Genomic DNA, 16,403 nt, shown 5'->3' on the forward strand with positions numbered 1-16,403 from the left:
CATGCCAGACCCCAAGGTCCCACCCACCGGGGACTTCAGCCGAGCGACGTTCTCCGAGATCCTGTTCGCGGTCACCGGGCAGGGCAGCGACCTGCACGCCGTGCTCGACAGCGCGGCGGGCACCGGCGAGACGCCGCAGACCTGGTTCAAGTTCACCCCGCCGGGCTCCTCGGCGAACTCCTACTCCTACCACGCCTGGGACAAGTACTACTTCGGCGTCGACCACAACCAGGGCGCCTACCACGCGTGGAACACCGCCACCAACGACATCGAGAGCATCGCGCTGCCGCTGTTCTCCGGCAAGACCGGGCTGATGGACGTCCAGCGGTTGCGCGACTCCTCGACCGTCGTCACGGCCTACACCACCTTCCTCTCCAACAAGGCCGACATCTCGAAGTACTGGGCGGACGGCCTCGACAGCGACGACAGCGCCTTCAAGGGCAAGGCGGCGTTCGCGATCCAGTCGAACCTGCGCAGGCTCGCCTTCACCTTCAACGACCTGCGCCACCAGATCACGGAGGACCGGACCCCGGCCACCGCGACCGGGCTGACCGAGGCCGCGGACGCGCTGTCCACCTTCGGCAAGAACATGGCGGGCATCTGGTGGGATTCGCGGACCTTCCTCTGGGAGGAGCCCGCGAAGACGGCCATGCTGTTCATCGAGAGCGTGCACCAGCACATCCAGCACCAGGGCCTGGACCGGGCCACCAAGGACATGGCGAGCTGGGGCCTGCCGCCGTACCTGCTGGACCAGTGGGGTGCGAAGGACCGCGCGAAGGCCGAGCAGTACATCAAGGACTCGATGGCGCTCTACGCCTCCAACCGGCTGGCGAAACCGGTGATGCCGACCGGGATGCCGGTCGTCGACGGCGACCTCACCCTCCAGTCCACCTGGGACCAGGCGAACACCGCCATCAGCACCTACATCCGCACCGAGCTGACGAAGATGGACGAGCGGGCGCGCGTGGAGTTCGAGAAGCTCCAGACCGCGTACCGGCGCAGCGCGCGCGGCCTCGGCACCCTCAAGGAGAACGCGCCGCCGACCATCGGCACGCTGCCCCCGACCCCACCCGACGGCGGCCCCGACGGCACCGGCGACACCCCGCCCCCGCCGCCACCCACGACCGTCCCGCCGCCCCCCAACGGCAGCGGCGGCGGCAACGGCAACGTGCCGAACCTCAACGGCAAGGGCGACATCGACCCGCCGAACGGCGGCCCCGAAGGCAACGGACCGAACATCCCGGGGCTCAACGACTCCCTCACCGGCGGCCCGAACGGCCCGAACGGCGGTCCCGGCGGAACCGGGAACCTGCCCGGCCTCCACGACCCGAACGGCGGCCCCGGCGGGGTCGGGAACCTGCCCGGCGCGGGCGGCCCCAACGGCGGCCCCGGCGGCTTCCCGACACTGCTCCCCGGTCCGAACGGCGGCGGTGTCGGGCGGTTGCCCGGCACCGGACCGGGCCGCGACCCGGCCAACGGCGGCCCCGGCGGCATCGGGGACATCCCCGGTGTGGTCGGCGACGGACCCGACGGCACCATCGGCGACGACGGCTGGCAGCCAGGCCAACGGGATCCGCTGTCCCCGCAGCTGCCCGGCTCCTCGGGGGGCGCCAACGGCGGCGCCAGCTTCGGCCCCGGCTCCACCCCGGGCTCCCTGCCCGGCGTCGACCTCAACGCCGAACAGCTCGGCAAGCTGGCCGAAGGCGCGGGCGGCGGCGCGGGCGGTCTCGACGCCTGGGGCGCGGCCGGTGGCGGCGCGGGCGTCGGCTCGGACGGGGCCTTCGGGTCCGGTTCCGGCGAGGGGTGGTCGGACTGGTCGGGGCGCGGCGGCGACGCGGGTGCGGGCGCGGGCGGCCCGGGGTCGGTCGACGGGCGCGAGGACCAGCGCGGCGGGATGCCGTTCATGCCGCCGATGATGGGCGGGATGGGGGGCGCGGGTGGCGCGGGCCGCGAGGAGAAGGAGCGGGAGCGCACCACCTGGCTGTCGGAGGACGAGAAGGTCTGGGGCACCGACACCGACATCGGCGACGGCGTCATCGGCCGCCCGGACAGCGGCGCCCCCGAGATCGACGAGCCGCTGGTCACCACGCACGTGCACCTGCGCACCGGTGCCCGGAGCAAGCCCGTCGAGCAGCCCACCCGCACCACCGAGCAGACCGCGACGACCTCGTAGGAGGAACGGATGTCGACACCACTGCACAACGAACTGGCCGCCGCGCTGGTCGAGCTGCGGGAGCAGCAGACGCGCATCACCGAGGCCGTGGCCAAGGTGGCCGAGGCGAGCACGACCGTCGCGGCCGACGACCGGATGGTGGAGGCCACTGTGGACGGCCAGGGCAAGCTGGTCGGCCTCAAGTTCCACGGCCGCCGCTGGCGCGACCTGGCCCCCGGCGAACTGGCCGCCCGACTGGTCGACGTGGTCGCCAAGGCCCAGGACCAGGCGGCGGCGGCCACCGCAAGCGTTTTCGCCGGGGTGATGCCGAACGGCATGTCGTTCACCAAGGACAGTGCCGACGACCTGATCAGCGAACTCGACGCCATGTTCGACACCGCCGTCGCCAACGGCACCCCGCAGGGGGGACCGCGGTGAGCAGGCTGGCGGTCGACCCCGAGGCGCTGCGCAACGGCGGCGTGAACATCCGGGCCACTGTGGACCTGGCGGTCGACATCTGCAACCAGCTGTTCATCGCCGCCGACACCAACCGCGGCGCGGGCGGCACCGGCGAGATCGGGGAGAAGTTCGACTCCGGCTACCGCCCCGGCGAGGAGCAGGCGCTGAAGTTCCTGCGCCTGCTGCAGAAGTCCCTGGGCGAGACCGGGAGCCGCACCATCACCACCGCGGGCGTCTTCCGCGAGACCGACGAGGACGCCAACGCCGCCGTACCGCCCTGACCGGTCCACGCCAGTGGTCCCTGACGTGATCGACGTGGAGGTGTGACCGGCCATGGCCATGATGGTCTCCGACGAGGTGCGCAAGCTGTTCCAGGTCCTCACCGGCGAGGAGTGGCCGGACGCCAACGAGGACAAGCTGCGGGCGCTCGCGGACGCGTGGGAGACCACCGCCAACCGGCTGACCGGCGAACTGGCGCCGGACCTGCGGCGGGCCGTGGCCGGCATCCGGTCCACCTTCACCGGGGCCGCCGAACTGGCTTTCGCCAACCGGATGGCCCCGTACGTCGAGGGCAGCGACAACTACCTCTCCATCGCCGACGAGCAGTTCCGGGCGCTGGCGAAGTTCCTGCGGGACCTGGCGCTGGAGGTCGAGTACGTCAAGATCGTGTCGATCCTGACGCTGGTCTCGCTGATCGTCGAGATCGCCTGGGCCATCGCCATGGCGGGCCCGACCGCGGGCGGCAGCATGGCCTGGCTCGCCGCCCGCATGGCGATCGTGCGGTGGCTGCTCAAGACGCTGCTGGGCAGGCTGCTGATCCGGGTGCTGCAGGCGGAGCTCCTGGGCATCGCGTTCCAGCTGGTGATCGACGTGCTGGCCCAGCTCATCCAGTTCGGCATGGGCAGCCGCACGGAGTGGAACCCGAAGTACACGCTGTCGGCGGTGGCGGTCGGCGCGCTCGGCGGCGCGCTGACCCTGCCGCTGGCCGGGATCGGCAAGGCCATCGCGCACGTCTCCACGTCCGGTCTGGACTCGTGGCTGGGCAAGATCGCCAAGGGCAAGTTCGACTGGCACAAGGCCGTGCCGCACCACCTCACCGAGATCGGTGTCGAGGCGTTCCACGAAACCTTCACCGAGGCGCTGTACAAGTACATCACCGAGGGCGAATGGGAGATGAACCCGTACTCCGCCACCTCGGGCGCGGTGTCCGGCACGGCGGGCGCGGTGGGTACGACGATCGGCGACGCCCTGCACACGCCGCCGCCCCCGACGACCCCCGGCGCGAACGGCACGGGGGAGAACCCGGTGACGAGACCGGACATCGTCGTGGAGGACGACAAGGTCTCGGTGGACGACCCGACGGCCCCGCTGCTGGGACCGAACACCGGGCCGACGGACACCGTCGGCGGGCTGATCGGACCCAAGACAGGCACACCCGTGCCGGTCACCGGCGGCACGCTGAGTCCCCAGGTGGGCACCGGGCAACCCGGCGGCGCCGGGCCCGGTCCGCAGGTCCCCGGTACCGCGACGAACACCGGCGGGCAGGGGCAGAACGGCACGGTCGGCCAATCCGGCAACCAGACCGGGCAGCAGACCAGTACGTCACAGGGCACCACGCGTGGTCAGAACGCGGGGCAGCCCACCACGACTCCGAGCACGACCCCCTCGACCACGACTTCGACGACGACAGCCCCCACGACTTCGACGACCAACACCCCGGCCACCGCACAAACGCAGCCGGTCTCGACGACGTCCACGAGCACGTCCCAGACCTCGACCACCCCGGCCACAACCGCTCAGACCTCGACGACCTCGACCTCGACGACCTCGACGACCAACGCCCCGAGCACAGCGCAAACCACGTCCCAGACCGCCACGACCGCCACCCAAACCGGCACCACCCAGTCCAACTCCGGCCAGAGCGGCGCCGCGCAGTCGCAGTCGACTTCGAACAAGGTCGCGGTGGGCCAGGGCGGCACGCCGAGCACGATGAGCCAGACCAGCTCGACCCAGGCCGGGACCACCCAGTCCACCTCGGGGCAGAGCGGGGCCACGCAGTCGCAGTCGAACAAGGTCGCGGTGGGGCAAGGCGGTACCCCGAGCACGGTGAGCCAGACCAGTTCCACGCAGGCAGGCACCAGTCAGTCCAACTCCGGTCAGAACGGCGCCGCGGCGAACAAGGTGGCTGTGGGCCAGAACGGCATACCGAGCACGGCGAGTCAGACCGGTTCCACGCAGGCCGGGGTCAGCCAGACCAACTCCGGTCAGAGTGGCGCCGCGCAGTCGGCCGCTACCAAGGCCGTGGGCCAGGGCAGCACGTCAAGCACGGTGAGCCAGGCCAACTCGACAGCGACCACACCTGGTCCGTCCGGCAAGGGACTGCCCCGCGCCACCCAATCCACCGCAGGCGGAAAGCGGCGGGCGGACGCGGGTCGCAAGGACAAGGTCGGCGAGTCGGAACTCACCCGGCCCACGACCAGCACCCCTTCCCTCCCCACCACCGCCAAGACGCCCCAGACCGCCGTCGCGACCGCCGGGCCGGACGGCCAAGGCGTGAAGCGGCGCAAGGTCGAGGTCGCCCCGCAGGTCCAACGACGCAAGCCCGCCTTCTCCGTGCCCGGCCGGTTCAGCGACTTCCGCCGGTGGGTCGGGTCCATCAACCCCGCGGGCGGCACCCTCAACTGCGTCGACGCCACCGTCGCGTTCCACTCGACCTGGCGGGGTCAGGCCACCGACGCGGGCACCGGCAGGCAGAGCGCGGGCCGGGCGGGGGAGCGGACCGGGTACGCGCCCCAGTACATCGGCGAGGGCAAGGCCGCCGTCGACGAGGTGGTGCGGCGCGTCCGCGAGGGCGGGCACGGCACCGACGCCCTGGTGTTCACCACACCGCCCGGCGCCAAGGACGGGCACGCGTGGAACATCGTCAACCAGGACGGGGTCGTCTCCCACGTCGATGCCCAGGACGGCACCTGGGGCACCAAGACCCCACCCGCGGGCAAGGTCTGGGCGATCACGCTCGACCCGGCGGGGGAGTTCATCGGCGGGCCGACCCTCGACAACGCGGGCAGCACCGGGCCGCAGGCGATCGGTGACTCGTTCGGGCGGCGGCCCATCGCCAACGTGGCGAACCTCGCCGCGCAAGCCGTCACCGACGCCCGAGGCCACCAGACCGCGGCCGAGCGCTCGGTGCTGGCGGCCGAGCAGCAGCGCCGGTCCGCGCAGGCCCAGGTTGTCGCGGCGAACGAGGCCAACCGGCAGGCCCAGGCCGCGGTCGCGGCCACCCAAGCCGTTGCCGCGCCGCTGATCCAGCGGCTCAACCAGATCCGCGGCCAGATCAACACCGAGGTCGCCACCCTGGAGGACCAGGTTCGCGCCGAGGGCCTGCTCCAGCAGCGCAACGACCGGGCCGACCAGCAGGAAGACGTCATCGCGCAGCGGGTCACGGACGCGCAGACCGGCATGAACAACGCGGCCACCCCCGCGGCGGCCCTGGTCGCCCAGACCGCACGCGACCGCGCCCAGATCGAACTCGACACCCTCGTCGAGACCCACCGTCCACTGCGGACCCAACTCGAGACCGCCACCCGGACCCGGCGCGGCACCCAGGCGCGACTGGCGGCCCTGCGCACCCAGGAGGCCGCCGCGCACGCCGCCGCCCGCGGTCCGCACGTCTCCGCGACCGCGGCCAACACCAGCGCCCAGACGGCGGGCCAACGCACCCAGGCCGCCACCCAAGCCGCCACGCAGACCAACACCCACCACCAGACCACCATCACCCAGCGGCAGGCCGCGGCGGACGCGGTCGCCACCGCCGTCGGCCTCCAGACCCGGATCACCACCGAGGCCGCCACCGAACTGCGCCTGCACAACGAGGCCCAGCGCCGCCTGGGGCTCGCGGACACCGCCGCCGAGGACCTGCGCCTGCTCACCGAACGCGAAGGCCAACTGACCCAACGCATCGAAGGTTTGCAGAACCAGGTCGACCAGACCAAACGGGACATCGCTCGCGACAAAGCGGCGGCCGCACAGCAGAACGCGGGTCCCAGCAACGCCCAGCAGAGCGCACCGCAGAGCACCGCACCGGATCCCCGCGAGCGGACCGTCGCGGAGCAGGAAGCCGAGATCGTCACCCTGACCGGTCAACGCGACCCCATGTCCGCGCAGATCGTGCGGGACACGCGGACCGCGGGACAACTGCGCGACGAGGCCAACGAGGCCCAAACCCAGGCCGACCAGCAGGCCGATCTGGTCGACAACCTGTACAACCAGCTCACCACCGCCCGCGACGACGCCGACACCGCCGCCCAGGCCGCCGCCGCGGCGGCCACCTCGGCCGCGAACACGGCCCGCAACGCCAAGGACCTCGCGGCGGAGGCCAAGAACGCCGCCAAGCAGGGCGACGTCGAACGCGGCCTCACCCTGCTCACCGACGTGCCCTTCGCCGAGCGGATCGCCGTCGAGCGGATGGGCGACACCACCGGTGTGCAGAACTCGGTCACCGGCCTGTTCGGCGACCAGAACGCGGCCATCGCGGGGCAGGCGGGGCAGGCCGCGCGCCAGGCCGTCGAGCAGCACCTGGACGACATCATCAACCAGGGCCACGAGATCACCGTCACCCTCGGCGACGGCACCCAGGCCCGTGTCCTGCTCACCGGCACCCCCAAGCGCCCCGGGGACACGCGCAAGTCCGCCACCGTCAACGCCGTGCCCAACTCCCACCCCGACGTGGTCAAGACGGTGCGCGACGACGCGGCCAACCCCGTCGCCATCTCCACGTCGTCCAACCTGCCGGTCCGCGTGCCGTTCGTGTCGCTGGTGCCGATCGTCGACGTCGTCCCGTTCCTGCGCCCGGTCGCCTCCGCCGGGTTCACCCTCAGGCGCAACCAGGGCATGACGTCGAACAACACCAGCAGGCCCGGTGTGCGGACCGCCGACCGGGCGTGGGTGGAGACCGACATCGAGATCACCGCCACCCGGATCGGCAACCCCAACCCCGCGGTGTCCACAGTGGATGTCGGGATGCGGGTGCCCGCCGTGGTGCCGACCAACACCGCTCCCGTGGCGCTGCCGGACAACGGCCGCGACCAGCTCACCTCCGACGCGGTCCGGGTCCCCACGGCCTTCACCGACGGCATCACCACGCAGGTCGGCGCCCAGCACCGCAAGTCGGTCGCGGACCTGTTGTCCTCGCCGGGTGTTCGGCACATGCGCGACAACGGCCGCGTCACCGAGACCATCGGCGGCCAGCAGGTCGTGGTCACGCCCAACGGCGCCCCGCAGGTGAGCCTGCTCGGCCCGTCCAACAAGGTCGACGAGCAGCGCACGGGCACCGCGCCGTCGTCGGTCATCAACAAGGGCAGCGACATCACCGCCGCCCTCGGCATGGCCGCGGGCATGGACACGAGCGACTTCCAGTGGTTCCTCGGCCTGTTCAGCGACTTCGCCAGCCAGCGCACCGGCGGCTACACCCGCGGCAACGAGTCCGCGGTCGAACGCAACGCCACGCAGCCCGAGCTGGTCTACCAGGTCACCCGCACGCTCGACGTCGCGGTCGGTGCGAACGCGCCCACCCAGGGCACGGTCACGGAACTGGTCACCATTCCCGTTCCCGTGGCGCGGGAACTCGGTTTGCCCATCCCGCAACACCTCTCGCCGACAAACTCCTCGCCGCGCACCGCGGGCAACCAGCCCTACCGGATCGGCACCGACGACATCACCGCCGTGCCGCGCAAGAACGACATCGTCACCTTCATCACCAACGGGCTCGACCAAACGGGCCAGGACGCGGTCAACGAGAAGTTCGACAGCGACCCCAAGACGGTCACCGCCCTCTACAACGCGCTGCACGGCGGCGAGGAGGTCAACTGGATCTCCGGCGGCTTCCAGCACACCCTCGAGATCTACGCTTCCATCACCCCGCCCGCCGGGAGTTTCCCCTCCGGGCAGGCGAAAGCGACCGTGCAGGACCACGCGACCTCGCAGCGCAGGCGCAACGACCAGCTCAGCCGCAACGCGCGTCTCGGCCTCGGCTTCGAGTTCCGGCCGATCTTCAAGGACCGCCCGTCCGGCAAGCCCGAGGGCGGCGGTACGCAGTCGTCCGCGCTGCCCAGGTTCGTCGTCTCCGGCACCTGGGAGCGGAGCCGCGCGTCGATCGTCGGCACCAACGGCCGCGACGGGCGCGTCACCGCGTACGGCGGCGAGTACCGGGGCTTCGACGGCACCATGGAAATCGTCGTCGTCCACCGGCAGACGGTGGAGCCCAACTGGTTCCGCCGGGTCTTCATGGGCGGCAAGATGACCCTCGGCCCCAACTCGGCCGACAGGCTCACCGAACCGACCGCCGCCGAAATCACCAACGCGCTCACGCAGAACGTCAACCTGGCCGCCAACACCCCGCAGCTGAGCAAGCGCACGTTCCACAACGCCGTCACGGTGTCCGCGCCGGTCGACAAGTTCGCGTGGTCCGACCAGCCGGTCACGGCGAGCACGATGACCCCGGGCCTGTTCGTCGGCACCCCGCCCGCGTTGGCCAACGGCACGGTGGTGGTCGACCCGGAGCTGTTCGGCGAGTTCGCGGGCATCGAGCACGTGCGGGTCACGCAGAACAGCGTCGACGCACTCGACATCGTGCTCGCCAAGAGCGTGGAGACGCTGCCCGTGCCCGCCCCGCCGCCCAACATGCCCGCGCCGGTCACCCGGCGTTCCCCGTGGGCGGGCGGCATGTGGCCGTCGTGGGGCACGCGCACCGTCACCGAGACCAACCGCGGCGGTGGCCTGCCGAACCGGCAGATCCGCTACAAGCTCTCCAACCTGACCCGCCCGGGCACCGCGGCGGCCAACGCGGTGCGCGGGTTCGTGTCCCAGGTCGGACGGCGCGGGTTCAGCGTGCTGGGCCTCAACGGTGAGGTCGGCGGCCCGCACAAGCTGGTCGAACCCGGCCGGTTGACCGACATGAACGGCTCGTTGTCCGCCACCGCGGCCTATTCCGCGCCGCGCGTGGTCGATGTGCGCAAGGACGGCCAGTTGCAGCGCAGGCAGGACGGCGACCTGGTCGTGAACAACACCAAGCACCGCCAGTTCGGCGCCGAGGCGGAACTGGCCTTCGACGCGATGCCCCGGCGCGTGTCGCCGTGGGGCGCCCGGGTGCGGATGGTGTTCGGCGGGAACAAGCGCTGGGGCAGGGGAAAGACGAGCGAACTCACGCCCGGTGGCCGTCAGCTCTACAACTACAAGGGCCCGACGGTGTGGGTGGCGATGGACGTCCGCTACACCTACACCGGCGACGTCAACATCCGCAACAGCATCAAGACCGCGACCACGGAAACCGTGCCGGTCACCGTGGACGAGCCGGATGGCGTGCTCGTGCAGCTCCCCGCGCGCACGGCGGCCGAGCTGTTCACCCAGAGCGGCCTGCCGGTGCCGCCGGAGATCACGGCCGTGCTGCCGAACGCGCCCGCCCCCACCGGCGCGACGCAGCACCTGATCAACGGCGGCCCGGGCTACGTTTCCCACGGCACGACAACGGTCTTCAACTCCCGCATGCACGGGCCGGACCCGCTCGTGGGCGCGCGGGCGCGGCTCGACGAGCTCGGCGTGACGGGCAAGTGGCAGCGGGACGTGCTGGAGCGGCTGACGGAGCTGTTCGGCAGTCCACGGGGGATGTTGTCGCTCAAGGACGTGCTGAGCGACAGCGGCATCGTGTCCATCCCGAACAACGACCCGTTCTACCAGGACGTCGTGGACATCCGGATCGTCGCGACGCCCACGGCCCAGCCCGCGCCCCCCGCGGTGGTCCGGCCCGCGTCGCGGATCACGCCGCTGGTGCCGAACTCGCAGACCACCTACTCCTACATCACCACCACGAACGCCCAGCAGAACACCGGCTCCTACCAGCTCTCCGCCGGGTTGCAGACCGACGCGCTGCACCGCACGGCCGCGCCGCGCACCACCAACCCCGACGGTTCGGTCACCGTCGGTCCCGGGTCGAAGCTCGGCATGTTCGGCGCGCTCACCGGTGTCAGCAGGCAGGTCGCGGAGTCGGAGGTCGCGCCGGGCAGCAAGACGCTCAAGCCGATGCGGCTGCTGACCTTCGACCAGCTCGACCGCGCGTCCCACGACGTCACGTACTCGCTGGAGATCTCCCGCGTCCGCACCCCGCTGCCCGCGGCGGACACGATGACGCTCAACATCACCCGGTTGTTCAACCGCAGTGACATGGCCACCACGCCGGTCACGGTGAACGGGTCGGTGGACCTGGTCGCGCCGGACCCCCGGTCGTCGCCCGCGATGACCGCGCCGACCACCGCGCCCACCTTCGACGTGCTGGCGCAGAACCCGCTGAAGCTGCCGCCGACCGACGCCAACCACGTCCAGCAGCAGACGCTGGACCCCGATGCCCAGTGGCACATCGAGTCCATGGGTTCGGACACGGTCAAGGCGATCCGCGAGGCGGTCTTCGCGCAGATGTCGAACCAGCCGGTGGGGAACGGGAACAACCTGCCGCGCAACAACTTCACCACCGCCGCCGCGAACCGGTCCACCTACACCAACAAGGGCACGACGTCGGAGTACGCGCTGCACTCGCTGACCACCGGCACAGCCCTGCACAACGGTGGCTGGTCGCTGTTCAGCGGCCCCACGTACACGACGAGGGGGATCGTCGGCGCCAAGCACGCCCTGTACGACGACCTGGTCGACCTGTCGATCGCCGGGCGGTTCGTGCCGGGCACGTTCCGGCAGGTGCAACTGCCCGGGGGCGGCGGCAAGGTCGACCACGGCCGGGAAACCGAGGACGTCAGCCTGAGCGGGTCCTCGCGCACGGTCACCTGGACGCGGGGCATCACCGCGGCCGGGCAGGGCGGCGGCACCGTGCTGAACCCGAACGACAAGCTGACACCCGGCCCCGCGAACCTGTCGACCGCCCCGACCGCCGGTACCGACAGCGGCATCGCGAACCCGGACGCCAGGACGAACGGCCGGTTCGACCTGACGGTCGAGTCGCAGGGCGGCCGGTCGTACCTGTTCGACGTGACCACCGAGTTCTTCGTGGACGTCAAGCCGCGCAACACGAACTGGGTCCCGGCTCTCGGCCGCAAGATCAAGGGTTGGTTCGGCGGCGGCACGACCCCGCCGGGCACGGTGAAGGTCACGACCACCGACGACGTGCGGGTCCGGGTGTGGGAGGCGGACGCGCTGCGCGAGGGCCTGATCACCATCGCGGACGTGTGGACCGGCACGAACACCGCGCCGCCGACGGGGTTGGGGATCACCCGGGCCGGCGACGGGGCGACCCTGCACCCGAACGGGACACCGGCGCCCGCACCGCCCGCGCCCGCTGTCGTCGGTCGCGACGACCAGGGCCGGACCCTGCACGTGGCGCCCGGGGTGGCGCTGAACCAGGTGGTCGACTTCGTGGCCGGGTTGGGGCTCGACGTGCGACCGCACAACTTCACCGTGCCGAACGGGAGTGCTTTCACCGCAAGGGACATCGCCGACGGGGTGGCGGCGCGGACGGCGGCGCCGGACATCCAGCAGCCCGCCGTGCGACCTGATCCGGTGGTGCCGCCGGAGGGCGCGCCCCGGCCGGTTCGGGTTCCGCCGACCACGTCGAACCTCGGCTCGAGCTCCCGGACCGGTGGGCTCAGCACGGTTCAGGAGGACCAGGCTTGGGAGGCGGATCCGAACAACGCCGGGAGCAGCCAAGGGATCCCGTTGCGCCGGTTCGGGGTGGACGAGGTCACCGGCCCGTGGGCACCGTCGACGCCGAAGGCCACCCCGACGTCAGGTCCGGGCCCGGCGGACGGCCCGCGCGGGACGAAGCGCTCTCGGGACGACTTCGAGGCCGACTCCGGTCCGGTGACCCAGCCCGAGCCGCCCGGTCCCCGTGCGATCCGGGACGTCCTGGCCCCCGCCACGCCGTCGGAAGTCCACGCCCTGGAATCCGTGGTGCCGCCCGGAACCCGCTTCAGCGACCCGAACACCTGGGTGGACCTGGTCAACGGCGTCCGCTCCGACCCGGGCCGCGACATCAACTGCGTGGACGCCGTGGTCTCCTTCCACTCCACCTACCACGGCGTGCCCCGGGTGGCGGGCATCGGCACCCCCGGCCAGGCCCCGCGCGGGGCGGTGACGCAGGCGGCGGAGTGGACCTCGTACGCGCCTGAGTTCATCGGCACCGGCCCCCAGGCGTTGGCGGAGGTGATCGAGCGGGTCACCCGCGCGGGCCACGGCGCCGACGCCATGGTCATCGCCTTCGGCGCGGGCGGCGGACGGGGACACGCGTGGAACGTGGTCAACCACGAGGGCGTGGTCTCCCTCGTCGACCCCCAACAAGGCACGATCGTCCCCGCGACCCCCGACGCCATTCCCAGCCTCGGCCGGGTGCACGCGATCCCACTGGACGCCCAGAACCGTTTCATCCCGGGCGATCCGGTACCGGGCGCACCCCGCGGCCTACCCCACGGCATCGCGACCGACTACGCGTCACTATCCACTTCGGACAATCCGGATTGGCTGTCCCACGTGGACGAGGTAGGCGAGGAACTGGACACGGCCCTCGAATCCGCCGACGACACCCCAGGCGCGAAGGAGCGCGCGGAAGCCCTGGCCCGCCACCTCCGCACCGCCGACGCCCAACGCATGCGCGACCTGGCCCGCCGCGGCGAACCCATCCCCCTGCTGGGCACCGACATCGTCATGGACTTCACCGGCGGCCGCTACCGAGTCATCACCGACGGCCCGGTGGACGCGGGCTTCATCGCGGAGATCGCCGCCGCCATCGGCACGTGGAACATCATCGCCCTGGTCATCGGCTCCGACGCGGAGGAACCCCGGGTCCTGGAGTTCCCACCCCGAGGCCGCCCCTTCCCCCCGGCCTCGGTCGAAGACCCCGACCCGGACAACGAGAACCCGACCTGACCCACAGCCGGAGACCTCGCTCACACCTGCCTGCCGGCAGGTGCGAGCGCCAGGCCGACCTGATGCCGCTCGCTCGCGCAGGGGTCCCCCGCCAGGGGCACCCCTATTTCTTCAGTCTATTCGGCGCAATTGGTCACTGGGGTGGTCGTGGTCGGCCTGTGGACAACTCAGGTCTCGGCGTCGCCACGGAGTTGGTGGCAGGAGCAGCCGAGGTCCTGGCCGTGGCTGTTCTGCTCAGGAAGGCAGGCAGTTGGCCTCGCTGAGCAGTGCGTCGCGGCTGTGGTGCCGGGGAGGTGGTGGCTGAGGCCACCGAAAGTTCACCGACGGTGGTGAACCGCCGGGGGCCGCCCGGCCGTGTGGTGGGTGCGGGGCAGGTGCCCGGCGGGAAGTTCCGGCGAGGAGGGTGTCGTGGCGGTCGCGGTGGAGCGGGCGGGGCACGCGGTGGTCGTGCGCGAGCCGGGTGCGGACGAGCAAGCCGTGGCGTACGCCGCCGCCCTGGCACCGGAGCCCGACCGCACGTCGGTCGTCGTCGGGGAATCGGCGCGCGAGGCCGTGTCGCGGTTGGACCCCTGGGTCGTGGCCGACCTGGACGACCACGTCGGACCCGCGATCCGCCTGCACACCCCCGCCCACCCCGCCGACGGCGTCGTCCCCCTCGCCCGCAGGCTGGCCGACCGCCTCGGCATGGAGGTCACCGCCCCCGACGGCGACCTCGTCACCCTCCCCGACGGCCACGCCTTCGCCCCCACCGGCTGGACGACCCACGGCGACGACGAACCCCGCCCCGCGGGCAAGCGCTTCCCCGAGCCGCCGTGGCAGGCGGACCTGCCCGACGACCTCCCCGCCACCGTCGAGGAGATCCCGGTGGGGCTGTGGATCCGCGCCACGACCGCGCCCCGTCCCGCCGACCCCATCCGGCAGGCGGTCCCCGACCCCGACCGGCCCACACTCGTCGTCGGCGCCCCCGGTGAACCCACCCCCACACCCCGTGCCGTGGCCAACGTCCTGCGCCGGTTCCCCGACGACGTCCGCGTGCGGACCGTCCTGACCCACTACGGCGAACGCGACGAGGTCGACATCGCCCAGGCCGTGGCCTTCGAACTGCGCGCCGCCGTCCGGATGCGGCACGGCGCCCCGGTGCGGCCCACGTGGGAACCGTTCGTGGTGGAGAGCGTCTACCGGCCCGCCTGCGCCCCGGTGGTCGACCGCTGGTCCGCCCCGGTCACCGGCCTGGCGCAGACGGCCCCCGCCCGCTACCGCCTCGCCCCCGGCTGGTCCCTCGACGTCATCGCCCGCGGCCTCCTGGCCCGCCCCGACACCACCGTCCTCGACGCGGCCCTGAACACCCCGACCGGCCCCTACCCCGAACTGCTGGTCGCGGCCGACGAGCTGCCCGCCCCCGTGTTCGACGCCCTGTGCGCCCTGGTCGCGGACCTCCCCGCCGACCTCCGCGCCACCCTCCTCGTCATCGCCGCCACTCCCGGCGCGGTGAAGGCCACCCGCGCCCTGGCCGAACGCCTCAAACCCCCGACGAAGTCCGAACGCGCCCCGTCCACCATCACGATCGACCGCGACGGCGTCCTTTCCGTCATCGAACTCCCCGACGACGTCGACCCGTCCGCCACCGCGCGCGTCAGCCGAGATCAGGTGGCGGCGCTCGAGCGGACGCCGGGCGACCCGGCGGTCACCACTCGGGTGCGCCAGGAGGAAGCATCCGCTGCCAAGGAGTTCCGACGGTCGTTCGAGGCGGCAACCGGAGCGCGTTCGACTCGGCTCGGCGATCAGCTCGCTGTCGCCCCGGCCACCACTAGGGGCAGCCAGGCTCCGCTGCCTCCCCTGCACCGGAGGCCGAGCGAGCCGCCCGCCACGCGGGTGCGCCGGGAGGAAGCGGCCCGGAGGTCGACCGACTCGGAGACCGCCACCCGGGTGAGCCGGGACCAGGTCGTGTCCTTGACCAGGGCCGAGCCCGCGCCGCCGGTCATCGAGCCGTTGCCCGACCTGCCGCAAAGCCCCCAGCGTCCGCCGACCGGGCTACCCCTCGTGACCACCGCCAAGTCGGCGGCGCCGACCACCAGCGCCCCGCCGCCCCTCACCGAGACCGCCTCCGCCACCGCGGGCGACGTGTTCACCCCGCGTCCAGTGGAGGTGAAACCTCCCGTCCCGACCAAGGCGCCCGCGGTCACGGCAGCCCCGACTCCCACGAAGGTGCCCAGCGTCGTGCCCGCCGGGGCCGTGAGCACCGAGGCGCAGCGGCGGCAGGTCCGTGCCGCGCTCGGCACGCGCTACGACTCGGCCACCCAGGCGGTCGTCCGGCTGCTCGCCGAGCGACCGGGCCTCAGGGCCGCGGGCGAGCACGCCGCGCTGGTGACCGAACTCGCCGTCGTCCGCGTGTTCGCGGAGGAACCCGGCAGCTACGACACCGCCTTCCACACCTGCCTCGCCGCGGGCCTCCGGCGGTTGCCGACCTGGCGCGGCGTCGTCGTCCGGGGCGCCGAGCGGGGCGAACGGCGCGAAGGGGAACTCCTCAACCTCCCCGAACCCATGCTCGCCGTCGCCACCGTGGGCGCCGCCGTGCCGGGCGACGTCGAGCTGCTCATCTGGAGCGCTACCGCGCGCAGGCTCGACGGGCTCCTCGACGACGACCGCGGGCACGACGTCGTCCTCCCCGCCCACACCGCGCTGCGGGTGCTGGCCGTGGAGGCCGATCGCGTGCTGCTCGCCGAGGACGGCGCCCCGGTCGAGCGGGCCCTCACCGCCCTGCGCGCCGCGGCCGAGGCGCGCTCTGCCGTCGAGATCCCGCACCACCCCGACGCCGCGCACTGGTTCGGCGCGCTTCCCGCGGCGTGAACCGCACCCCAGGTACCGAGGAGAGCCG

At 72.4% G+C, this 16,403-nt stretch carries 5 protein-coding genes; all 5 read left to right on the forward strand.

Annotated features, from left to right (window positions below):
• Position 1 precedes the first annotated feature (1 nt).
• The 5 genes from V5P93_RS13940 (at position 2) to V5P93_RS13960 (ending at position 16,375) form a co-directional block, all read left to right on the forward strand.
• Positions 2-2,173 carry a hypothetical protein gene (locus tag V5P93_RS13940; RefSeq protein ID WP_104475815.1) on the forward strand — a complete coding sequence of 724 codons (2,172 nt, stop codon included), beginning with the start codon at positions 2-4 and terminating at the stop codon, positions 2,171-2,173.
• 9 nt (positions 2,174-2,182) lie between these two features.
• Complete coding sequence (locus V5P93_RS13945; RefSeq protein ID WP_104475817.1) at positions 2,183-2,590, forward strand: YbaB/EbfC family nucleoid-associated protein; 408 nt, start codon at positions 2,183-2,185, stop codon at positions 2,588-2,590.
• Positions 2,587-2,892, forward strand: a complete 306-nt coding sequence (locus V5P93_RS13950; RefSeq protein ID WP_104475819.1) for a hypothetical protein — start codon at positions 2,587-2,589, stop codon at positions 2,890-2,892. Before V5P93_RS13945 ends, V5P93_RS13950 begins: the two co-directional genes overlap by 4 nt.
• A gap of 52 nt (positions 2,893-2,944) precedes the next feature.
• Positions 2,945-13,528 carry a toxin glutamine deamidase domain-containing protein gene (locus V5P93_RS13955; RefSeq protein WP_104475821.1) on the forward strand — a complete coding sequence of 3,528 codons (10,584 nt, stop codon included), beginning with the start codon at positions 2,945-2,947 and terminating at the stop codon, positions 13,526-13,528.
• A 408-nt stretch (positions 13,529-13,936) separates the two neighbouring features.
• Complete coding sequence (locus tag V5P93_RS13960) at positions 13,937-16,375, forward strand: hypothetical protein (RefSeq protein WP_104475823.1); 2,439 nt, start codon at positions 13,937-13,939, stop codon at positions 16,373-16,375.
• Positions 16,376-16,403 lie beyond the last annotated feature (28 nt).

Source organism: Actinokineospora auranticolor (genome assembly GCF_041897805.1).
GTDB lineage: Bacteria > Actinomycetota > Actinomycetes > Mycobacteriales > Pseudonocardiaceae > Actinokineospora > Actinokineospora auranticolor.